The organism is Pseudocolwellia agarivorans (genome assembly GCF_002000085.1).
In the GTDB taxonomy this organism is placed as follows: Bacteria; Pseudomonadota; Gammaproteobacteria; order Enterobacterales; family Alteromonadaceae; genus Pseudocolwellia; species Pseudocolwellia agarivorans.
The window spans coordinates 508,090-532,865 of record NZ_MUZU01000001.1; the positions used below are offsets into that span (position 1 = coordinate 508,090).

Genomic DNA, 24,776 nt, shown 5'->3' on the forward strand with positions numbered 1-24,776 from the left:
GCAACACTCTAATTACATATGTATCGCATGACCTAAGGTCGACATGGCAGCTTCCATAGTGGCTTCGCCTAATGTTGGATGAACATGAATGGTATTAGCTAAATCTTCTAGCCGTGCCCCCATTTCAATCGCAGTAGCAAATTGATTACTTAACTCTGCAACATGAGCACCCACAGCATGAATTCCGATAACCACATGGTTATCTTTACGGGCGGTTATACGAACAAAACCGCCATCGTTACCGGCTTCCATTGCTAACGCTTTACCTATAGCAGCAAAAGGAAATTTACCTACAAGGGTTTCTGTACCTTGTAATTTTGCTTCCGCGGCCGTTATACCCACACCAACAAGTTCAGGTTCAGTAAAACAAACGGCAGGAATAACCGTTGGGTTAAACTCTCGCTTTAAACCAGAAATAATTTCGGCAACCATTTCCCCTTGTGCTGACGCTTTATGTGCCAACATAGGTTCTCCAACTAAGTCACCAATTGCCCAAACGTTTTTCATTGCTGTACGACATTGCTTGTCAACTTTAACGAAAGCGCCATTCATATCGACACACATATTCTCTAAACCGTAACCTTGCGTATTAGGTCGACGGCCAACAGTGACTAAGATTTTGTCGCCATGAATTGAATGCTCAATACCTTTTTTGTCGGTATAGGTTAATGTGGCTCCTTCACCTGTACCATGGTCAACAACCGACTGGGCGCGAGCTGAATATTCAATGTCTACATTATGTTTTTTCAACCATGTGGTCACCGGCTTTGTTAGCTCTTTATCAAACAGCGGTACAATAGAATCCATGCCTTCAATAAAGGTCACTTTAGCACCCAACTTACGGTAAGCGATGCCCATTTCTAGGCCGATATAACCAGCCCCAATCACCACTAAATGATTAGGTAATTCGTTTTGATCAAGTGCTTGCGTAGACGAAATAACATTTTCGCTATAGGGTAAAAAAGGCAATTCAGTTGCAGTTGATCCCGTTGCTAAAATAACGTGTTCCGCTTTAATACTTACAACACCTTCTGCAGTATCAACCGTACAATTTTTAGCGTCTGAGAAATTAGCCCAACCTTTAATTTGTTTCACCTTGTTCTTTTTCAGTAAAGCTTCAACACCGCTACTTAAACGCGCGACGATTGAATCTTTCCAGTCGATCAATTTTGGCATATCAAGCTGCGCAGGTTGTGGTACTAAAATGCCGAGTTTACCGTCGCCAGTATGCGCATTAATTTCTTCAAAACGTGATGCCGCATGAATTAACGCTTTTGACGGGATACAGCCACGAATTAAGCATGTTCCACCAGCTCTGTCGCCTTCAACAATCACGGTATCTAGCCCTAACTGTCCGGCACGAATTGCAGCAACATATCCGCCAGGGCCTGCACCTACGATTAATACTTTACATGAAACTAAATTAGTCATTTTCACTCCTACATGAATAAGGTTGCTGGAGACTCAAGCAAGCTTTTAATACGTTGTACAAATAGTGTCGCTTCCCAACCATCAATGACTCGATGATCAAACGAAGATGAAATATTCATAATATCGCGAGGAACAAAACCACCATCTTGCCAAACAGGTCGTTTAGCGATTTTATTAATACCAATAATGGCCACTTCAGGAGAGTTGATAACGGGTGTAGTAACAATGCCGCCCATTGGGCCAAGGCTTGTTATAGTGATCGTTGAACCGCTTAATTCTTCACGCTTAGCTTTACCGCTACGCGCTGCTGTTGATAAACGTTTAACTTCGTCGGCTGATTGCCATAAATCCAATGTTTCAGCGTGTTTAATAACCGGTACAACTAAGCCGCTGTCTGTTTGAGTTGCAATACCGACATGAGCTGCGCCATAGCGATATACAATATTATCGTCGTCATCAAAACGTGCGCTCATTTCAGGGTAATCTTTTAAAGCAATAACCAAGGCTTTAATGAAAAAAGGTAGCATGGTTAATTTGGGCTGATCATCTGTACGTTCTTTATTGAGCTTGGCACGAAGCTTTTCTAATTCAGTAACGTCAATTTCTTCCACATACGTAAAGTGAGGAATACGTTGCATGGTATCTTGCATAATGGCGGCAATTTTGCGACGTAAACCAATAACTTTAACCTCTTCAATTGATTCGTTAGCAACAGCATTGGTACTAGAATTGGAAGATGTAGAAGCTATAGCTGACGATTGACCCGCGATAAAGGCATCTAAATCATCATGAGTAATGCGATCAGCAGGACCTGTTCCTCGTACATAATTTAAATTAATACCGGCATTCATAGCACGTTGACGAACCGCAGGCGCTGCTGTTGGTTTTTCTCCTTCGGCGCGTGGAACGCCAGTAAAAGTAGGCGCGTTACCATGAGCATTTGCTGTAGGTATTTTAGATATATTCGGCTTTTCAAATGCCGCTTTAGCTGACTTAACAACTTTAGTTTGAGCTACATTAGTTTGAGCCACTGCACTTTTTGCTTGTTCGACTTTAACTTGCGTAACAGCAGGTGTTTCAGCTTTACTATTTGATGGTGCCTGACTCGCTAACTCAGAAATATTACCTGCACCTTCAACGTCTAAACGTACAAACATTGAACCAACAGCAATCATTTCTCCCGCTTCGCTAGCACGCCATACTAGTTTTCCATCTGTAGGAGCTGGAATTTCAACGGTGGCTTTGTCGGTCATTACGACACATAACACATCGTCTTCTTCGATGTTGTCGCCAATATTTATGCTCCACTCAACCACTTCAACTTCGGCAATACCTTCACCAATATCAGGTACATCAATATAATAGTTACCCGGTAAGTTATTAGTTGAAGATGAGTTTTGAACCGCTACGCCTTCTTCAACAACTGCGTTTTCTACCGTTGTTTCTGGTGCTTCAACTTCCTGTTCAGGTGCAGAGCTAACAACTGTATTTTCATCATAATTTGCAACACTAGCGTCTACTTGTAGTTTTACAAAGTCGGCACCAACGGCAATCATATCGCCCGCTTGGCAAGCTTGCCACGTTACTGTCCCGTCTACAGGAGATGGAATTTCAACAGTCGCTTTGTCGGTCATTACGACACATAACACATCGTCTTCTTCGATGGTTCCACCAACTGCAACATTCCACTCAACAACTTCAACTTCTGCAATACCTTCACCAATGTCTGGTACTTCAATTAAAAAATTGCTCATTTCTATTCTCCCATCACTTTTCTTAATGCATCACCAACGCGAGCAGGCCCAGGGAAATAATCCCATTCTTGTGCATGGGGATATGGTGTATCCCAGCCAGTAACTCGAATAATAGGAGCTTCTAAATTGTACATACATAACTCTTGAACTATGGCCATCAACTCAGCACCAAAACCACTGGTTTTAGTGGCTTCGTGGACAACAATACAGCGCCCAGTTTTTTTAACAGACTTTTCAATGGTTTCTTCATCAAGTGGTAGTAGCGTACGTAAATCAATAACTTCCGCATCTATACCTGTTTCTTCAGCTGCACATATAGCAACATGCACCATAGTGCCGTAAGCTAAAATAGTAACGTCTGAACCTTCACGGGCAATAGCCGCTTTACCTAAAGGTACGGTGTAATGACCGTCTGGAACTTCACCTAATTCATGCTCAGACCAAGGGGTTACCGGTCTGTCGTGATGACCATCAAATGGGCCGTTGTATAATCGTTTAGGCTCTAAAAATATAACGGGATCATCGTCTTCAATTGACGCAATAAGCAAACCTTTAGCGTCGTAAGGATTAGAAGGAATAACCGTTTTTAATCCTGCAACATGAGTAAACAATGCTTCAGGTGATTGCGAATGGGTTTGCCCACCGTATATACCACCACCAGTAGGTGTTCTAATGGTAATTGGCGCAATAAACTCACCCGAAGATCGATAACGTAAACGTGCTGCTTCAGAAGCAATTTGGTCGTATGCTGGTAAAATATAATCAGCAAATTGAATTTCAGGAACAGGTCGTAAACCATAAGCGCCCATGCCTACGGCAGCCCCTATAATGCCTAGCTCAGAAATTGGTGCGTCGAAACAACGTGATTTACCATATTTAGCCTGCAAACCTTCTGTTGCTCTAAATACGCCACCGAAATAACCAACATCTTCACCAAAAACAACCACGTTATCGTCTTGCGCCATTTTTACATCAAGGGCATCACGAATGGCTTCTATCATATTTTTACGAGACACTTGTTTCTCAGTTGTTTTATGTTGAGGCATAACTTTTCCTTCTGGCATTTTTATACTCCCAATTCTTGACGTTGTTTACGAAGGTGAGGAGGCATGTCTTTATAAACATGGTTAAACATTTCACTCACAGGAGGAACCGCACCTTTACCTAAGGTTCCGTAACTTTCAGCCTCTTTTGCTGCGGCTTTAACTTCAGCTTTTATCTGTTTAGTTAGCGCTTCATGTTTGGTTTCATCCCAAACACCTTTAGCAATTAAATGTGTTTTCAAACGCTCAATCGGGTCGCCTAATGGCCAATGTTCGGCTTCATCTGCTGGACGATATTTTGTTGGATCATCAGACGTGGTATGAGCGGCGGCGCGATAAGTTACCCATTCAATTAATGTTGGGCCTAAATTTTTACGCGCACGATCGATTGCCCATTTAGACACAGCATAAACCGCTAAGAAGTCGTTGCCATCAACACGAATAGAAGGAATATTAAAACCATGACCACGACAGGCGAAATTAGCTGACTCGCCACTCGCAATACCTTGAAAGGTTGATATTGCCCATTGGTTATTCACGACATTTAATACCACTGGCGGCTTATAAGTTGACGCAAAAACAAGTGCTGAGTGAAAATCACTTTCCGCCGTTGAACCATCACCTATCCAACCCGAAGCAACTTTTGTATCGCCTTTAATAGCAGACGCCATTGCCCAACCGACGGCTTGCATAAATTGAGTGCCTAAGTTGCCAGAAATAGAGAAAAAACCATAATCGCGCTCTGAATAGAAAAAAGGTAATGAACGCCCGCCTAGTTTATCTTTTGAATTGGAATAGATTTGATTAATCATATCTACCATTGGAAAGTCTTGAGCAATCAATAGCCCTTGTTGTCTGTAGCTTGGAAAACACATATCGCCTTGCGATAACGCCATACGTTGTGCACAAGCGATGGCTTCTTCACCTCGACACTGTACATAAATAGAGGTTTTTCCTTGGCGTTGCGACATGAACATACGCTCATCAAATATCCGTGTTCTTAACATTACGGTTAAACCTTTTAGCAAAAAGGCATCATCAACATCAGGGATCCAATCACCAACAGCCCTGCCGTTATCATCCATAACTCTAACCATGTCATAGGCAAGATCACGAATACTCGCAGGCGTACAATCTATTTCAGGCTTACGAACAACGCCTGCCTCAGGTACGCTAATATGACTAAAGTCGGGTTTATCGCCCGGTCTAGAAGACGGCTCTGGTACGTGCAAGCTCAACGGTTTTTCATCATTCATGTTAATGTTTTCTCCAAAGCAGAATGCTTTATCTATTATGTTTAAAACGCGTGAATGTTTTAAAATTATAAGAAAAATATATCATGTAAAACCGTAGCTAGTCCTACCAAAAAACGTCTAAAAATGCAAAATAGTGGTGTAAAAAACCAAAAATAAATATAAAATTAGAGAGTATCACCACAAAAACAAAACATAGTAGAAATAAGGAATTCAACGTGAGCAATTTAATTTTAGATAAAACCGACATAGAAATATTAAAAGAGTTACAACAAGACGCAGGCATTTCTAATCTTGAATTAGCTGATAAAGTTTCATTATCAGCCTCACCTTGTTCAAGACGAGTTAAGCTACTTCAAGAGGCGGGTTTTTTTAGAGGCAAAGTCACCTTACTCGATCCTAAAAAAGTGGGGTTGCCTGTTAATGTCTTTATTCAAATTACCTTAAGCCGCCAAAAAAAGAATAATTTAGAAAAATTTGAAAACAAAATAAGCCAATGGCCACAAGTAATGGAGTGCTATTTAATGACAGGTGATTTTGATTACTTAGTTCGAGTTGCCGTGCCTGATTTAACTAGCTATCAAGAACTGTTAGAGCAACTCACAGAAATGGAAGGTATTAGCCATATAAAAAGTAGTTTTTCATTAAAACAAATTTGTTATAAAACAGAATTGCCTTTGGAACATATGTCTAGCCACGTTAATGTTAAATCACTATAAAATCCATTAATCAGAGTTCTAGTTAAATGATTTCAGGTGCGTCACTGACACACCTGATTAAACTAACGGTTAGTTATAAATATCATTAGATATATGAGGTTTAGAAAACCGTTTCTCTCCCGTTGCTTTCAACGCTTCTGGTAAACCTTTAATTAAATGCCCCCCTGCTTTAACTTCCATATCTGAACGCTCTAAATCTGAACCAAAAGGTTCTGCGGCATTTCCTAGGCAATCAGCTAAGAAATGCTCCGTAACCGCACGTAAAGAAATAACCACTTCAGCAGGATAAGCATTATGACCTTCTTTTTCATAAAGTAAGTAAGTTACTGGCTTACCTAAAGCGTCCATAGCGCCAACTAATGATTCAGATTGACGCATAAGTACACGAGGATCATCTCCAGTAGCCATTAAGAGTAAACGCCCTTCAATATCAGCAACTCGTGTGATGGGTGAACGATCCATTAAATCAATAGCACTTTCTGGGTCGTTAGGATCACCTACACGATTAACCCATTGAGGGTACTGATATCGCCACCAATCGGGCATATCCGCTATAAGTCTTTGTAAGTTTGAAGGACCTACCATTGCAACAGAGCATTGAAAGCGATCAGGTGTAAACGTTAATGAAGTTAAAGAAGCATAACCACCATACGAACGACCGTAAGAGGCAACTTTATCACGTACGGTTATGCCTTTTTCAATAGCCCAATCCACACTATCAATCACATCATTATGCATATCTCCAGCCCACTGTTTATCAGCAGCGGATGTAAACGACTTACCAAAACCTACAGAACCACGATAGTTAATAGACAATGCGGCATAGCCACGGTCGGCTAACCAATAGTTAACGTCATTAAACCTAAGATTAGAACGCAGCCAAAGCCCTCCATGAATAATAACAACAAGTGGAATTGCTTTTACAGGAAAGCCCTCTGCATTTAATGGCGTACCTGGCGGCAAAGTTAAATAAGAAGGAAGCGACAAACCATCGCGAGTTGGTATCATAACAGGCTTACGCTGGGCTAAGGTATGCTTTTCTAGATTGGGCCGCGTTGAAAAAATAAGCGTAGCCGTTTTAGTATCCCTATCCCACCAATGATACCTTTCAGGTTTACCATTAAGTGATTGTAGAATCAGTAATTTTTTATTGTTAGGTTGCCCTACAATAGAAAATGAAGTGCCGAAGGTCTTTTCAAGTGCGGCAAACTCATTAGCAGCCTCTGGTGATCTAATCGTCCATTTAGGTACAATAGGATCTTCACGTGTCGCCCATAGAGCTTTAGATTTTTTATCATAAAAAACAGCGTCGATGTCGGCTTCTATAGCTTCAGCAACCAACGTTCTTTTGCCCGTAGCCATATCAATGGTAACCAAGTTTGAGTATTCAGAATTAATGCTATCAAGTAATGTTAATATTCCATTATCACTTAACGACAATATCTTTGTACTACGAAGCGCAGCCAATGGCACTGTCATCAGTTCCGTTCTTTTTTTCTCACCTAAACGAATATATGTTGAAGATCCATCTTCATTTCCATGTACACCCAAGCGTACTTTTAAGTCAGAATCTGCATAAAAGCCAATAAAGTGACCATCATTACGGAACACTTCTTTACGTTCGCCCGTTGCTATATCAATTAAAAATACATCATGAAAACGCCCATCTCTTTCATTAATACTCACTAAAACTTTAGTAGGATATTTTTTTGATATTTTTATAATTTCAGTACGAACAGTTGTATCATTTGTTAAGTTTTTCAAAACTCCTGATTCAAGATTTACAGACCATAGTTGTTCCATTTCTTTACCAATTATATCTTCTAAAATCAGTAAAAACTTTCCATCTACACTCCAACTAAAACGTTTAGGAGCACGCATAAATGAAGTAACAGGTTTTGCATATTCTGGATTATTTGCAGGACCAACCCAAAGATTTAAAACACCATTAAACAATTTTTTATAAACAACTTGTTTTCCATCAGGGCTAAGTTTAAGTGCTGAGTATTTTTGATAACCAAAAAGATCACTACGTGGAATAAGCGGTGTAGATGATAAACGTGATTCGTCAGCTAAAATAGATTGCGCCCTATCTGTTGATACACAACCAGATAATCCCATTACACCTATTATTGCTAAAAAATAAGTAAAGAATAACTGGAGGTACTTTCTTCTCGCTAGGTGGGCTTTATAAAAAATAACATTGAATTGTATTAGCACACTCGTTTCCTTTTTTATAAGAGGATTAATTTATAGGTAGATTGATAGATAGCGAGGAACAAACTGATACTAACGAAGTTGGTATTGCTTTTATTCACAATGAATAAAAGCAATACGCTGCTTATTATTGTTTATAAACAGCACCTTCTTTCATCACAAAGTCAATATCCATTAACTCTTTAATGTCTTTAGTCGGATCACCATCTACCGCAACAATATCAGCATATTTACCTGCTTCAATAGAACCTAAAACGTCTGATTTTCCAAGATTGTCTGCACCATAAACAGTGGCCGTTTGAATGGCTTCTGTAGGCGTTAATCCCGCTTGCACTAATAATTCAAATTCTCTTGCGTTAAGTCCATGTTTAGATACACCACTATCAGTACCAAAGGCAATTTTAATACCATTATCATGTGCTACTCTTAAGGTTTCTATTAGCTTAGGGCCCACTTTAATTGCTTTCGCTTTAACCGCTGATGGGTAGTATGAATTTTCACTCATTGCTATTTCTGTAACGGTTGCTCCTGCTAATAATGTTGGTACTAAGTAAGCGCCTGTTTTCTTAAATAAACGTAAGGATTCTTTATCAGAAAAAGTACCATGCTCAATTGAGTCAACACCTGCACGTAATGCCGCATTCAAACCATCTGCATTATGCGCATGAGCTGCAACCTTTCGCCCCAATGCATGAGCGGTATCAACAATAGCTTTTATTTCATCATCAAAAAACTGCTGCCCCGTACCGGCTGCTGTTTCTGATGTTACTCCACCAGTAGCCACAAACTTTATTTGATCTGCTCCACGCCTTACTTGGTCACGTACAACACGGCGACAATCAGCAACGCCGTCACATACGCCACTGTGGTTAACAACTTCAAATACTTCTTGTCTATATCCATGACGTTGTCCATGACCACCTGTAGGAGAAATAACAAACCCTGCGGCATAAATTCTCGGACCAGGAATATAGTTTTTTGCAATAGCATCACGTAATGCAAATACTGAATCACCACCACGACCACCTAAATCTCTCACGGTGGTAAACCCTGCATCTAGTGTATGTTTTGCGTTGTTAGCACCAAATAAAGCCGTATCCGGGTCAGAGAATTCGACTCTACGAATTTTATGTTTATTATCCAGTTCATCAGTAATGTGAACATGACCATCGATAAGGCCTGGCAATACAAACTTATTTTTTAAGTCATGGATTTTGATGGTGTCATCTTTAGTGATATTCAATGAGCTAGCTGATATATAGCCCGACTTAACATCTGTGATTTTTCCGTCACGGATCACAATACTTTGTTTACTTTTAACGCTCTCGCCAGGTATCGACATTAACTTACCTGCGTGTACAACAACAAAATCAGCACTGTTCCCTATAAGAGGCGTTAACGCTAATGCACAACCTACTAATTTCACTAAAGTTCTCATACTATTTCCTATTTTAAACTTATTATTTCAGTCTCAGTAAAATGAAACGTGTGTTACAACGCTCATATTTATTTTTGCGATAAAAAGAACTGACGAATATCATTCGATAGCTTTTCACGAGATTTAGTATCTATCCATATTTTATGGCCTGATTCATAGTAGTTAATATTAACGCGATCAAGCACAATACCATTATTAGCAAAACTACGTTCAGTATTAAAAAATGGAGTGATTATGTCGTATAAACCTGAAGCCACCATCACATCTAAGTCTTCATTTTTACGCATGAGTGAACCTAATTTACTCGCAACTTCACTCACTAATGAACGCCTTGCAACTCTGTAACGTTGCGGGTCAGTAAAAGCTTTCATGTCAGGTTGCCAATCCCAATTCTTACCAACATTATAATTTACAAGCTTATATGGGGTGTCCATTTTTACCCCAATTTCTGCTAAGTAATGATTATATCCAGCGTTATACATGCTTAGCTCTCTATAATTAGACGGATCTCCCATCACAGGTTCATCAGCAGCATTATCAAACTCTTGTCCTGTGTAACGCCCATCGCTATAACCGATAGTTAAACCTTCATCTCGTAATAACTCTTTTCTAAACCTAGGTACTAACACTCTTAAATTTGATTGTAATATGTACTTTTTACTTAGGCCGGTAAAATACGCGAAGCGTTCTGCAACTTTATCTCTTTCTTCAGCTGGCATCATTTCTCCAAGGAGTAATGCTGGCACATATTCTTTAATGGTAAATTCTCGCGCTTCTTTTGCAAAAGCTTCTAATGTTTTACCTACGCCAGCTTTGCCATGATAATGAGCAATAGTTGCCATCGTTGGCATATATCCAATATAGGCTAAAATATTGTTATCAACAGAAGCTAAACCACCTAAATCAATTGCCGTTCCCATTAAAATAAGACCATTCAAATCCATTCCGTAAGCCGCACTTAAATAATCAGCTGTACTTACCGCTCTTATCGTTCCGTAACTTAAACCCAAGATATGTTTAGGTGAATTCCAACGCTGATTAATTGTGATCCAATTATTAATAAAATCGCCCATAGAGCGAGCATCAGAAGCGGTGCCCCAAAAATCTTTATTACTTGCATCACCTAATACTCGGCTAAAACCAGTACCTACAGGATCAACAAAAACAATATCCGTTAAATCAAGAATACTGTGAGGATTATCTATTATAGAATAAGGAGCAGCACCGTCATCTCCCTTTGGTGAGTCTGGTCGATTAACTATCTTAGGCCCTAAAAGGCCAATTTGCAGAATAGCTGCTGCAGAGCCTGGGCCACCGTTATAAACAAACATAACAGGACGATTTTCTTTTTTAGCATCCTTTTTTACAAAAGAAGTAGCCCAAATAGCCGCAGTGGGTTTTCCTGAACTGTCTCGTAATAAGGTTTCACCTGCAGTTGCAATATAGCGAATGGTTTTACCCCCCGCTTCAATACGGTGTTCACTAACAAATGATTTAGGTTTTATTTCAGCACTACTTTCGTTAGCAGCCATTACATTTGAACAAAACATCAAACCAGATATAAGTGTACAAACTATAGTTTTGTTAAAATTAAAAAAATATTTCATGTAATTGTTTTTCCATAAAGATAAAGACGAATTAACGATCTAATTTAATACTAATAGCACCCTAAATAATTAACAGAGTGCTCTTTAAGCGATATAGCTTGGGGTTATTTGAGCAATATTTGTGGTTCTTGCCTGTTTCATCACGATTTCAAGCTCACGATTTAATAAATCTAATACGGTTTCTACACCTGATTGACCAAAAGAACATAATCCCCACAAATAAGGTTGCCCTATTCCCACGGCATCAGCACCTAATGCTAAAGCTTTAAAAACATCAGTCCCTCGTCGAATTCCCCCATCAAAAAGTACCGGAATTTTTCCGTCAATAGCAGCAACAACTTCGGGTAAGCAATCAATAGTACTCCTACCGCTATCTTCTGCACGCCCTCCATGGTTAGAAACAATAACGCCATCAACACCATATTCAAGTGCTAGCTTTGCATCTTCATGGGTAACTATACCCTTTAGCACTATTTTCATTGACGTTGTAGCTTTTAAGCGTTCAACAAATACCCAGTTCATAAAGGCACCACCCTTACCCCGTGATTTTTGGGACAACCCTTCAAGCATTGGTTTTTTACCTAAAACCCCCGCTTTAGGTGAGTGACAGCTTTGACATTCAGAATTAGTTGAACGATGAAAACGGTCAAGTGCCTCTCGATTAGTTGCAGGCATATCTACCGTTAACACTAATACTGGGCAACCTGAATTTTCAACCCTCTTTACTAACCGTTGAGTAACTTGCCAATCAGTATCAGGATAAAGTTGAAACCAAATAGGTTTGCCTGCTGCTTGATTGACATCTTCAATTGCACTTGATCCCACTGTAGATAGTATAAATTCAGCGCCTTTATTTTTAGCTGCACGCGCAACAGCTAACTCTGCCTCGGGATGATAAATACTCTGCCTTCCACAAGGCGATAACAAGATTGGTGAGGCGTAGCGTTTACCAAACAATTCAATAGATGTGTCTATATTTCTAACATCAACAAGGCGACGCATACGTAGCTTAATTTTTTTAAAATCTTCACTATTAGCAAGCTGAGTTAAGCCGTGATCAGAACCTCGCGCCATATAAGTATAATGTCCAGGCGATAGTTTAGATTTAGCAACTTCATGAAAATCAAAAACATTAACAGCATCTTTAGCATGTTGAACATGTTGAGGTGCATAAGGCGAAGATATACTTTGTCCTAAAACATTAAAACCGTATAAAGCAGGGCTCGCGGCCATAAACTGAAGAAACCTTCTTCTTAGCTCAAATGATGATTTTTGTGTCATATGCCTACCTCAAATAAATTAACTCAACAATAACTACCCACAGTTACAATAAAGATCACATCAATACTAGGCCAACCAAGGATTATCAAGTAAGTGCTTTTTCTCAAACGACTTAATTGCTTCTGCACGTTGTAAAGTACTGCCGATAGCGTCTAAACCTTGCATTAATGCTTCTTTTCGCATGGGGTCTAATTCAAAGTTTATCTTGGCATTTTGGGGTAATTTAATGTTTTGATTAGGTAAATCAATCTCAATGTCGTTTATCTCACCTGAAGCAACTTTGTCACCCAGTTCAGACATTGATTTTTCATCTAACTCTATAACTAACAAGCCATTACGTTGACAGTTATCATAAAAAATACCCGCAAACGTCGTACCAATTAAGGCACGAATACCTAATTGTTTAAGACCCCAAACCGCATGTTCTCGACTTGAACCACAACCAAAGTTAGGACCAACAGCCAAAAACTTTGCACCTTGCCATTGAGGCTTATTTAGTACAAATTCTGGATTAGGTTCGCCTGACAGAAGAAAACGTTGATCAAAAAACAAACCTTTATCAAGACCTTTACGATCAATACCTTTTAAAAATTGCTTCGGCATGATCACGTCAGTATCTATATTAGCTGCCATAAAGGGAGCTATTTTTCCTGCTTCAATGTTAAAAGCATCCATTAATTTATCCCCAAATCACGTACATCACACAAATGACCTTTAATAGCTGCTGCGGCTACCATTGCAGGGCTCATTAAATGAGTACGAACACCTGCTCCTTGACGGCCTTCAAAATTACGATTGGTACTTGACGCACAACGATCACCGGGGCTAAGTACATCATCGTTCATAGCTAAACACATTGAACACCCTGATTGTCGCCATTCAAAACCAGCATCAATAAAAATATCGGCTAAACCTTCTACCTGCGCTTGAGCACGTACTTCAGAAGACCCTGGAACGATCATACCTCTAACACCTTGCGCTATTTTTTTCCCCTTAACCACTTCAGCCACTTGACGTAAATCTTCGATACGGGCATTAGTACACGATCCAATAAAAGCATGTGTAATGGATATACCTTTTATTGGAATGCCTGCTTGTAACCCCATGTACTGAAGTGCACGCGTCGTACTTTTACGCTTAGCAAGATCAATATCGTCTCTAGGATTTGGCACTACACCACTAATAACAGATGCTTGATCTGGGCTTGTGCCCCACGTGATCATAGGCTCAATACTTGCTGCATCAATAGTGACTTCTTTATCAAACACCGCATCTTTATCTGTATAAAGCGCTTGCCATTTATTTAAGGCTTGTTCCCAAAGCTCGCCTTTTGGCGCTCTAGGTTTATCTTTTAAGTAGTTATAAACAACGTCATCTGGTGCCATATATGCGCCTCGAGCACCCGCTTCAACAGCCATATTACAAATAGTCATGCGTGCTTCAACACTCATAGCTTCAATTGTTGAACCACAAAATTCAATGGCATAGCCGGTAGCACCTGCCGCACCAATCTTGCGAATTAACTCCATCACAACATCTTTTGAGGTAATACTTAAACCTAAGGCGCCATTAACAGTAACTCGCATGGTTTTTAATTTTTTATAGATAAGTGTTTGTGTTGCTAATAAGTGCTCTATTTCAGAGGTACCAATACCAAAACCAAATGCGCCTAATGCGCCGTAAGTGGTGGTATGGCTGTCACCTGCTGCAACAGACATACCCGGTAAAATGAAGCCTTGTTCGGGCGCAACCACGTGTTCAATACCTTGTCGACTATCAAGAATATCAAATAATTCGATACCAAAATCTTCACAATTTTTAGCAAAATAGTTAACTTGTAAAGCACCACCTTCTTCGGGACCTACGGATACTCGTTGCGGCTCCGTTGAGTTAACGTGATCTACAACAGCAAGCGATGTATTAGGTCGCCACAATTTTCGGTTAGCATCACGCAAACCACTAAAAGCTTGTGGGCTGGTATATTCGTTTAATACTTGACGGTCTATATATAAAAGAACATGACCCTTATTATCTAACTCACATACGGTATGCGAGTTAATCAGTTTTTCATAAAGAGTTCTTGGCTTATGCATAAACTTCTCCGCTTCAAAAGCTAGAATTAAATTAAAAAAAGTGCTGCAAATTAAACATAAATTTAATTGCAGCTAAGGGAAATTAACTAGGTTTACCACTTTATAAATTCAATAAAAACGAGCTTTCAAGCTTTAATAATTGGTTAAAAATTTAACTGAACAATATAATCAATTCAGTTAGTTGAATTGACTTGTTTTTATAAATTCAAGAGTATGTTTTAAAAGTAACTCTGGCGCTTCTTCAGGAATATAATGACCCGATGCTAGTGCACCACCTTGTACATTTTCAGCCACTTTTTTCCATTCGTTAAGCGGTTCAAAGCAACGTCCAACAACACCGTCTTGCCCCCATAAAACTAATAGAGGACACAATACTTTTTTACCTGCATCAATATCATTTTGGTCATGTACTAAATCTATACCCGCGCTAGCTCGATAATCTTCACAAAAACCCGTTGCAGCACCAGGAAGTTTCAAACAACGTAAATATTCAGCAAAAGCTTCATCTGTAAATGGAGCCATACCAGCACTTCTAGCGCCCATAACATTACGTAAATAATTTTCAGGATCCGCTACAATTAGTGATTCAGGAAAAGGCGCAGGACGAATTAAAAAGAACCAATGCCAATAAGCTCGAGCAAAATCTTGATTAGTTTGCTCGTACATAGCGAGTGTGGGGGCAATATCAAGTAGTATCATGCTGTTAATGCATTCAGGCGAGTCCATAGCCATTCTATGCGCGACACGTGCGCCACGATCATGAGCAAGTACTGAAAACTGAGAAAAACCCAATGCTTTCATTAATTCAACCTGATCTTTAGCCATTTCACGCTTTGAATAAGCAATAGATGTATCACTAGCTTCAGGTTTGTCGCTATCGCCATAACCTCTTAAATCTGCGGCAACAACAGTAAAGTGCTGAGCTAACGTATCGGCTACTTTATGCCAAATAACATGCGTTTGAGGATGACCATGCAATAGCAATAATGCAGGACCATTACCGCCAATGCGACAATTAATATGTATTCCATTTACAAGGATTTTTTTTGTTTTATAGGAAGTAAACATAAATACTTTTTTCCATTTTACTATTTGAATTAGCAAGGAATTATTTTAATAATAATCCCTTGCTAAATTGGGAGGTTATCCCACTAGTTTTGAATACATAACTAGAAGTTATAAGACGCTCTTAGCGAAACAAAACGTCCAACATTATCGTAATTACCACGAGCACCTTCAAAAATAAGCTCTCGACGAGGCGGCTCTACATCACCAATGTTAGTAATGGTTGCTGTTAATCTAAGTTCGCTCTCAAATTCGTAACCGATAACTAAATCGTTATACATTCGACTAGGAACATCATTAGTATCAATAGATTCAGCCGTTAATGCATTAGGATCAAGTATTGCCGATCCAATATAACGCGTATTAAAACCAACCGATAATGGACCTTCTTTATAGGTAAAGTTTAAATTTGAACGGAATTTAGGGTTATCAGGATTATTTTTAGTAATAAATAAACTGGTAGGGTCGTTTGCATCAACTAATTGTTCATGCTCCAATAAATATGAACCATTTAAAGAAACAGCAAGGTTACCGTCACTCACATCAGTACTATAATAACCTTCAAAGTCAACACCTCTAGCGTTAAGACTACCTACGTTAATTTTAGTCACATCAATACGAGCAATGGATAGTTGGCTGTCACGAGCAACTAGTGGACAGAAATCATTATTCGTTGTTGGTGAATCAACACATTTTTTAATAATGTCATTTACACCAAAAGATCCTATCGCATCTGTGATTTCAATATCCCAGTAATCAATTGAAAACGATAGCCCTTCAATAACGCTAGGTGTAATAACAGCACCAATAGTTAAAGAGTCTGATTTTTCTTCGCTTAAGCTAGAATTACCACCTGTAACAACTTCTTTCGCTGGTGCCGCATTAGGATCAGCCCAACCAGCAGGAATACCTATAGCTGCACAGTTAGCAGGTCGAGTAGAAGTACCTAAGCTAATTTGTGATATGTCACAAGGGTCAATTAAAAATGCCCCTGTAGTCACACCAGGACTAAATAATTCTGATAGATTTGGCGCACGTACACTAGTTGCCTTTGACGCTCTAATACGAACATCATCAGATATAGCCCAGTTAAAACCTAATTTAGTTGCGGTAGTTCCACCGATAGTATCGTAATCTGAATAACGAACAGCAGCTTCAATATCAAATTGTTCAAAAGCTGGCATATCCGAAAGAACAGGGATCACAACTTCTAAATAAGCTTCGTCAACTGTTAATTCAGCACCTTGAGGCTCTTGCCCTCTAAATAAGTGCAAATCTCCTTGTCTTGCTAAACCATCGTCTAATGCAGCAATAGACTCTTCTCTATGCTCTACACCAGCAGCAAACTGTACATCACCCGAAGGAAGCTCAAACACATCCCCCGTCAAGCTTGCTGAGAATACTTGTTGCTCGTTTCTATGAAAGCGTAATGCTGTATGATGTATATAGGCAGACTGCTCTGCAGAAAGTGGATCTTGTGAAAGAGCATAAATAGGCACACAGTCCGCATCTCCACTACGACAAACGGCTTCACCTGTAATAGGATCTTCAATTACATCTATTGCGTTAGCAACATGCTCTGTTAACGTATAGTTAGCCCATTTAGAATTATTTTCATAACGAGAATCTTGATAATAAACATCCCAGCTCCAATCATTTTTAAAGAAGCCATTAAAACCTGCAACAATAGAGTAACTAGTACGATCAAATGTGGGTGTTCTCACCCCCCAGTTTTCATATGCACGATTATAGCTTAATGTAGTTAAGCCATTGGCATCCATAAGAGCCGTTAAATCATCAGGTAATAAAGGATTATCACGTTGCAGTTTATTTATTACAAAAGCGCCGCCTTGTGTTGTATTGTCTGGCTGCCCAGAACCTACGGTTGTTGTTTGGCCGTAATCAGCATCAAGGAAGAAATTAATATCATCAGATATTTCATAATCAAGGCTAAAGCGAGTCGCTAGCGTTTCTTGTTCTTGTCTTAAGCGTGAAAAATCAACACCTCTAAAGCCTTCGCCCGTACCTCTGATACCATCAAATTGCTCACCACGATCAAGTAATCGAACACCATTGTCATCGGTATACCAGCTACCGCCAATATTAAAGGCGCCTTTAGGTGAAAAACCAAAAAGAGCAAGGTTATCTACATGAATATTATCAGGGATACCATCGTTAGGACCTGTATTATCAGGGTTTGGTCTTAAGTTTAATTGAGTGGTAAAGTCACGTTGAGAAGATCTTAACTCTTGCTCTTTACCAAAGCTAAGACCAAAAACCATATTACCTCGGCCATTAGCAAATTCAGAACCACCGGCTAAATCAAGAGAAAATCGCTCTCCACCACTTCCTTCAGTAGACATGCCTGTACTTACCGAAACTTCAATACCATCAATATCATCTTTCATGATCATATTAACAACACCACTTACCGCGTCAGCACCATATACGGCAGAAGCACCACCAGTAATAACTTCAACACGTTCGATAAGTCCAGCAGGGATCATTGACAAATCAACGGCAGATGAAGCACTACTACCTGAAACTCGACGTCGACCATCGATTAATACTAAACTTCTATCAGTACCTAAACCGCGTAGGTTAATAAATGAAGCACCGGCTTCAGGATTTGAAAGTGCTTGTGGGCTACCATTAGCACTACCTAAACCAACACCAATAGCAGGTACAGATTTAAGAATATCGTAAACATTAGAAAAACCAGACTCATCAATGGCCTCTTTTCCTACCACGTTTACTGGTGTGGCAGTTTCAAATCCAGCACGCTGAATTCTACTCCCTGTAACCGCAATTCGTTCAACTGCTGCTTCTTGTTTTTCAGCAGACTCTTCTTGAGCATATGCGTAAGTAGATTGTGCAGATGCACCTAACGATAAAAGTAAAATAGTACACGCATTAAGTTTAAAACGTGATTTCCTGATGTTAGCTGGCTTGCAAGACATATTGACTTCCTCTTATTATTTTTTAATTTAATTTTTGTACTCGTAATGATGTTTATCACGCAAAAATCTTTCTGTTTTTTTCAGTAGATAAACATCGCTATACAAAAAATTTAGAGACCATGAACTACACTACAAGTTTACGAATTAGGGATAAATAGCTTAAATGTAGAGCTATAAATTACATTTTGTGTTCAATAAAAAATAAAAATAAGTCAATACAATGGTCAAATGCCGAAAACAACACCAGCCAGAAGATACATCACTGAACAGGTAACAATAATTGCAATAATATTAAGAAAAAAACCGGCTTTGATCATGTCGAATAGACGCATTTTTTCATAGGTAAACACAATGGCATTAGGAGGCGTAGCTACCGGCATCATAAAGGCCATAGAAGCAGCAACCGCAGCGGGCACAGCCAGTGTACGAGGATCTAGATCTAATCCAACAGCCACCGCACCTAAGATGGGAAGAAACGTAGCAGTAGAAGCCGTGTTAGAGGTTATTTCAGTTAAATAAACAATAGAAACAACAACCGTTAAAACTAATAACCAAGTACTTACATTAAAGCCTGAAACTAATTGACCAATCCAAGGAGCTAAACCGGTATTATTAAATCCAAAGGATAAGGCCAACCCTCCCCCAAACAATAATAGTATTCCCCATGGAAGTTCTTTAGCGACCTCCCAATCAAGAATAAATTTACCGCTCTTTTTTGATACTGGCCAAGCAAATAATACAAGTGCGGCAACTAATGCAATACTCGTGTCGTTAATAGGCAACCCCGTTAAATCAACTAAAGGTTTACGAAAAATCCATCCCAGCGCTGCACTTATAAAAACGCCAGCAACCACTTTTTCGGTATAGCTCATTGGCCCTAATTCTTTAAGTTCGTTTTCAATTAAACTTTGAATATTACCAATTTGAATTTTATCAGCAGGAAAAATAAACTTAGTCAGTAATAACCAAGCAAGCGGCAGCATTAATAAAACAATAGGAACACCGAACTTCATCCACGTAAAAAAATCTATTTGAATGCCATAGCTTGTAGATAAAAAGCTCGCCAATAACGCATTGGGAGGTGTTCCTATTAATGTACCTACACCGCCAATAGTACCGCTGTATGCTATACCTAACATGAGAGCAACGCCAAAACGTCGTAATATTTTTTCGTCGTTAGTTTTACGAGCAACAAAGTCGATCACTGACAGTGCCACTGCGTACATCATAATTGTGGCTGAGGTATTAGATATCCACATAGATAAAAATGCTGTAGCTAGCATAAACCCACCAATAACTCTTGACGGATTTGTGCCCACAACAGAAACGATCCTTAATGCGATTCTCTTATGCAACCCCCATTTTTGCATAGCTGCCGCCATTATAAAGCCACCAAGAAATAAGAATATAATCGGGTTAGCGTATTGACTCGCCACAACCTTCATATCACCTATCCCTAATATAGGCATAAACGGAATAGGCAGTAGTGCTGTTGCCGGAATAGGTATAGCTTCAGACAGCCACCACGTAACCATCCAACCAATTAAGGCGACTAAAATCCAAGCTTCTTTTGTCATACCAAGTGGTGCAGGTAAAAACATAAAAAGTAAAGCGATACTAGGCCCTAAAAATAATGCGATTAAGCGAAAACGACTGATTGCTCTAGGCTCTATTTTATTTTTTTCTACAGGTTCATTTTCCATCGATATGCTCCAAAACAACTAAATACTTCATTATTATAATTATATAATTCATGTTTTTATTACTAATATCTATAGGCTATATTTTACAAATAGCTATGGTATGCTTTACGAAAACCTAAATAAACTGTCTAAATATGAAAGATGAGAACACGATTTGTAGGGGATTACCTCACCCTAAAGATTTAAACGTATTTCTTGCAGTAATACGTAAGTTAAGTTTTGCGGCGGCTGCCGAAGAACTTGGCCAATCTCCAGCTTATATTAGTAAGCGAATTGGTATTTTAGAAACAAACCTTAACACACGACTTTTTCATAGAAGCACACGAAAAATTGTACTTACCGATGACGGTGAACGCACACAACGTTGGGCAATTAGAATACTCGCCGATATAGATGACATGGTTGATGATCTTACTGAAGCGCAACATATCCCTCGTGGACTTCTTCATATTTGTACCACTTTTGGTTTTGGCCGAAAATTTGTAGCCCCTGCTATTGCTAAACTTTCAGAGCAATTTCCTGAACTAGAAGTACGACTAGAAGTATTTGACCGAGCGGTTGATATTATTCAAGAAGGTTTCGATCTAGAAATTAGAGTTGGTGAAGATCTCCCTCAGCAGCATATATGTAAAATGCTTAAAGAAAACAATCGTATACTGTGTGCATCTCCAGAATATTTATCAAGATGTGGAACTCCGAAAAAAATTGACGATTTAAGCAACCACGACTGTCTTGTCCTTAAAGAACGCAACTCTCCTTTTGGTATATGGCATTTCAATGGTGATGGAAAAAACATTTCATTGCCTATTAGCGGCCACTTATCCAGTAATCATGGCGAAATAGTTCTGCAATGGGCATTAGAAGGTCGCGGTATTGTTATGCGTTCTTTATGGGATGTAAAACATTTATTGGCTGATGGTAAAATGGTGCAAATACTACCTAATTACACTCAAAAGGCCAATATATGGGCGGTATACCCAACCAGACTTTCACATTCAGCTAAACTAAGAGAGTGTGTGAAGTTTTTAGACAATTATATAAAAGAAGTATAAAACGCTTCTCGATAAAACTAATGATAATAATCTTATATTAGCTTACCTCTCTCTTTAATTTCCTTTCCTGAAAAATCAAAAACACCTAGTAAAATTAAAGATCAATCATAGTTGCTAGGTTACTCCCCTCCTCATGATAAAAAATAAAGCCTAATAATTTATCGCGTTACTTACATATAATATATGGTGCAATTAACAAAACAAACTTACCTCCCAAACCTTGAGTTTTAAAATTCATCACTAGCCCTATGATTCTATCCAAAGTATTATAAGCAACAACAAGTTATTACTAGTGTAATCTAAGCTTTCACCTTATTTGAGTATTTAAAGTAAACCGACAAATGTTAGCTTTATAAAGTATATAAACACTCAAACTAGATAATAATAAACCAGCAATTAAATTTAAGAACTCCACAATAAAAATATGACAGATTTATCACAACACACACCTATGATGCGCCAATATCTTACGATAAAAGCAGAATTCCCGAATATTCTCATTTTTTATCGTATGGGGGATTTTTACGAATTATTTTTTGATGATGCTAAAAAAGCCTCTGATCTTTTAGATATATCTTTAACCGCACGCGGTAAAACAGGTGGTAATGCTATACCTATGGCAGGGGTTCCTTATCATGCGGTAGAAAACTATTTAGCTAAACTCGTACAATTAGGCGAGTCGGTTGCACTTTGCGAGCAAATTGGTGACCCCGCTACAAGCAAAGGGCCCGTTGAACGTAAAGTTGTACGTGTAGTAACACCAGGGACCGTTAGTGATGAAGCTTTATTAACCGATAAACAAGACAACTTAATTGTTGCTATTAGCGAAACCATACAAAAAAATAAGCACTATTTTGGTTTAGCTTATTTAGACATTACCAGCGGCCGTTTTGTTATTACCGAGCCCAACACTAAAGAACAATTACAAGCTGAATTACAAAGGCTTAACCCTGCTGAACTGCTTTATCCTGAAAACTTTTCTGACTTTTCATTAATTTCTAATCATAAAGGCTTACGTAGGCGTTCAGAGTGGGAGTTTGATCTCGCAACAGCTAAGTCACTATTAAATAAACAGTTTAATACCAAAGAACTTACGGGCTTTGGTGTTGAAGATAAAACGTTTGGTTTAGCTGCAGCAGGATGTTTATTTCAATATGTTAAAGAATGTCAGCGTTCTGAACTTCCTCATATAAGATCGGTTATTTTTGAATCAGCCGCTACTGGCGTTATTTTAGATGCCGCAACCAGAAGAAACTTAGAGTTAACTTTTAACTTAAAAGGCGGCACCGACTGTACGTTAGCCGACATTTTAGATAACAGCGCAACCCCTATGGGTTCACGATTATTGAAACGTTGGATTCATTTTCCGTTAAGAAACTTGTCGGTATTAAATAATCGACACCAAGTGATTGAAGATATTTTAACGCATGATTTGTATGTTGATTTATTTGCTACATTAAAGTCGTTTGGTGATATTGAACGCATAGTGTCGCGTATTGCTTTACGTTCGGCTCGCCCTAGAGATTTTGCTCGTTTACGTGATTCATTACAACGCTTGCCTGAACTTCAAGATATTTTAAGTATTAAAACATCTGGCTACATGCACGATTTAGCACTAAAAAGCATGCCATTACCTAGCATTCAAACGTTATTAGAAAATGCTGTTGTTGAAAACCCTCCTGTATTAATTCGTGATGGCGGCGTTATCGCCCCCGGTTACAACCAAGAATTAGATGTACTAAGAGATTTAAGTGACGGCGCAACAGAGTTTTTAGCGCAACTAGAGCAACGCGAAAAAGAACGCACGGGTATTCAATCGTTAAAAGTGGGTTATAACAAGGTTCATGGTTTTTACATTGAAATAAGCCGAAGTGCATCGGGCGATGTTCCTGATGATTATATTAGACGCCAAACCTTAAAAAATAACGAACGCTTTATTACTAACGAATTAAAACAGCACGAAGAAAAAGTATTAGGTGCACAAAGTAAGTTTTTAGCGTTAGAAAAAAGACTATACGATGAATTATTCGATTTAGTATTACCTGAATTAGTTGCTCTACAAGAGCTATCTGATGCTATTTCAGAACTTGATGTATTAAATACTTTTGCAGAAAGAGCCCAAACCTTAAATTATGTAAAACCTACATTAACTGAGCAGTCGGGTATTTTAATTGACGATGGACGCCACCCTGTTGTTGAACAAATGACAAACGATGCGTTTATTGCTAACCCTGTACATTTATCAGAAAAACATAAAATGTTGATCATTACAGGGCCAAACATGGGCGGTAAATCTACCTATATGCGTCAAACCGCTTTAATTGTATTGTTAGCGCATATTGGCTGTTATGTACCAGCAAGTTCGGCTGAAATAGGTATGGTAGATAGAATATTTACGCGCATAGGTGCATCTGACGACTTAGCTAGCGGTCGCTCAACCTTTATGGTTGAAATGACAGAAACGGCGAATATTTTACATAATGCTACCGATAAAAGTTTAGTGTTATTAGACGAGATAGGCCGAGGCACCAGCACTTACGACGGGCTCTCGCTAGCTTGGGCATGTGCAGAAATGCTCGCTAGCCAAATAAAAGCGTATACTTTATTTGCGACTCATTATTTTGAGCTGACTTTATTGTCGGATGAGTTTGAATTATTAGATAACGTGCATTTAGACGCTATTGAACATGACGACAATATTGCTTTTATGCATAAGGTTCAGCAAGGCGCAGCAAGTAAAAGTTTTGGTATTCAAGTAGCTAAACTTGCGGGTGTTCCAAATTCAGTTATTAGCCGTGCTAAGCAGCGTTTAACTGAGCTAGAAAATAAGCAAATTATATCGCCTAAACCTAGCTCATATCAGGTGTCACCTGCCCCGCAGAGTGATAACACTGGCTTTGAACAGTTGTCGTTAATTGATGAAGATCATCCTGTAGTAAATACGTTGAAAGATACAGATTTAAATGATTTATCGCCCAAACAAGCTCTTGATTTATTATTTACCTTGAAAGCTAAAATTTAGCTGAAAAAGTTAAGGTGTGAATGCTCATTCGCACCTTAATTTTTATGTTGCATTACATACGTATTCATCAACTGACTTATTTTAAATCTTAATAGTATTTACACTTCCTTGTAACTTTCTCTGCAACAAAAAATAAAA

General features: G+C 38.9%; 16 protein-coding genes. 3 read left to right on the forward strand and 13 right to left on the reverse strand.

The window, feature by feature from the left end:
* Positions 1-12 precede the first annotated feature (12 nt).
* From lpdA to B0X80_RS02200, 4 genes are read right to left on the reverse strand one after another with little or no spacing between them, the layout of a single operon-like run.
* Positions 13-1,431 (reverse strand): dihydrolipoyl dehydrogenase, encoded by a 1,419-nt coding sequence (gene lpdA, locus B0X80_RS02185; RefSeq protein ID WP_077338176.1) that lies wholly within the window; start codon positions 1,429-1,431, stop codon positions 13-15.
* Between the two features lie 8 nt (positions 1,432-1,439).
* The gene (locus B0X80_RS02190) at positions 1,440-3,185 is read right to left on the reverse strand and encodes a 2-oxo acid dehydrogenase subunit E2 (protein WP_217697122.1); all 1,746 of its coding nucleotides are present in this window, start codon (positions 3,183-3,185) and stop codon (positions 1,440-1,442) included.
* A gap of 2 nt (positions 3,186-3,187) precedes the next feature.
* The gene (locus B0X80_RS02195) at positions 3,188-4,201 is read right to left on the reverse strand and encodes an alpha-ketoacid dehydrogenase subunit beta (RefSeq protein ID WP_077338363.1); all 1,014 of its coding nucleotides are present in this window, start codon (positions 4,199-4,201) and stop codon (positions 3,188-3,190) included.
* Positions 4,202-4,251: 50 nt separating this feature from the next.
* Positions 4,252-5,484 (reverse strand): 3-methyl-2-oxobutanoate dehydrogenase (2-methylpropanoyl-transferring) subunit alpha, encoded by a 1,233-nt coding sequence (locus B0X80_RS02200; RefSeq protein WP_077338177.1) that lies wholly within the window; start codon positions 5,482-5,484, stop codon positions 4,252-4,254.
* Positions 5,485-5,699: 215 nt separating this feature from the next.
* On the opposite strand from B0X80_RS02200, the gene B0X80_RS02205 reads away from it, so the two are divergent.
* Positions 5,700-6,200 (forward strand): Lrp/AsnC family transcriptional regulator, encoded by a 501-nt coding sequence (locus tag B0X80_RS02205; protein WP_077338178.1) that lies wholly within the window; start codon positions 5,700-5,702, stop codon positions 6,198-6,200.
* Positions 6,201-6,269: 69 nt separating this feature from the next.
* Here the strand turns inward: B0X80_RS02205 and B0X80_RS02210 are convergent, their stop codons facing one another.
* The 9 genes from B0X80_RS02210 to B0X80_RS02250 form a co-directional block, all read right to left on the reverse strand.
* The gene (locus B0X80_RS02210) at positions 6,270-8,420 is read right to left on the reverse strand and encodes a S9 family peptidase (RefSeq protein ID WP_139345280.1); all 2,151 of its coding nucleotides are present in this window, start codon (positions 8,418-8,420) and stop codon (positions 6,270-6,272) included.
* 124 nt (positions 8,421-8,544) lie between these two features.
* Positions 8,545-9,855 carry a metal-dependent hydrolase family protein gene (locus B0X80_RS02215; RefSeq protein ID WP_077338180.1) on the reverse strand — a complete coding sequence of 437 codons (1,311 nt, stop codon included), beginning with the start codon at positions 9,853-9,855 and terminating at the stop codon, positions 8,545-8,547.
* A 68-nt stretch (positions 9,856-9,923) separates the two neighbouring features.
* Positions 9,924-11,462 (reverse strand): S10 family peptidase, encoded by a 1,539-nt coding sequence (locus B0X80_RS02220; protein WP_077338181.1) that lies wholly within the window; start codon positions 11,460-11,462, stop codon positions 9,924-9,926.
* 84 nt (positions 11,463-11,546) lie between these two features.
* Positions 11,547-12,743, reverse strand: coding sequence for an alpha-hydroxy acid oxidase (locus B0X80_RS02225; protein ID WP_077338182.1), 1,197 nt, complete (start codon positions 12,741-12,743; stop codon positions 11,547-11,549).
* A gap of 66 nt (positions 12,744-12,809) precedes the next feature.
* Entirely contained in the window at positions 12,810-13,418 is a 609-nt protein-coding gene (gene leuD / locus B0X80_RS02230; RefSeq protein WP_077338183.1) for a 3-isopropylmalate dehydratase small subunit, read from the reverse strand.
* Positions 13,418-14,836, reverse strand: a complete 1,419-nt coding sequence (gene leuC, locus B0X80_RS02235) for a 3-isopropylmalate dehydratase large subunit (RefSeq protein ID WP_077338184.1) — start codon at positions 14,834-14,836, stop codon at positions 13,418-13,420. Before leuC ends, leuD begins: the two co-directional genes overlap by 1 nt.
* A gap of 177 nt (positions 14,837-15,013) precedes the next feature.
* Positions 15,014-15,904, reverse strand: a complete 891-nt coding sequence (locus B0X80_RS02240; protein WP_077338185.1) for an alpha/beta fold hydrolase — start codon at positions 15,902-15,904, stop codon at positions 15,014-15,016.
* Between the two features lie 101 nt (positions 15,905-16,005).
* Positions 16,006-18,861 carry a TonB-dependent receptor plug domain-containing protein gene (locus B0X80_RS02245; protein ID WP_077338186.1) on the reverse strand — a complete coding sequence of 952 codons (2,856 nt, stop codon included), beginning with the start codon at positions 18,859-18,861 and terminating at the stop codon, positions 16,006-16,008.
* 224 nt (positions 18,862-19,085) lie between these two features.
* Positions 19,086-20,564 (reverse strand): SLC13 family permease, encoded by a 1,479-nt coding sequence (locus tag B0X80_RS02250; RefSeq protein ID WP_077338187.1) that lies wholly within the window; start codon positions 20,562-20,564, stop codon positions 19,086-19,088.
* Positions 20,565-20,698: 134 nt separating this feature from the next.
* Between B0X80_RS02250 and B0X80_RS02255 the strand changes: the two genes are divergently transcribed.
* Both B0X80_RS02255 and mutS read left to right on the forward strand, forming a co-directional pair.
* Positions 20,699-21,616 carry a LysR substrate-binding domain-containing protein gene (locus B0X80_RS02255; protein ID WP_077338188.1) on the forward strand — a complete coding sequence of 306 codons (918 nt, stop codon included), beginning with the start codon at positions 20,699-20,701 and terminating at the stop codon, positions 21,614-21,616.
* 424 nt (positions 21,617-22,040) lie between these two features.
* The gene (mutS, locus tag B0X80_RS02260; RefSeq protein ID WP_077338189.1) at positions 22,041-24,638 is read left to right on the forward strand and encodes a DNA mismatch repair protein MutS; all 2,598 of its coding nucleotides are present in this window, start codon (positions 22,041-22,043) and stop codon (positions 24,636-24,638) included.
* Positions 24,639-24,776: the final 138 nt, after the last annotated feature.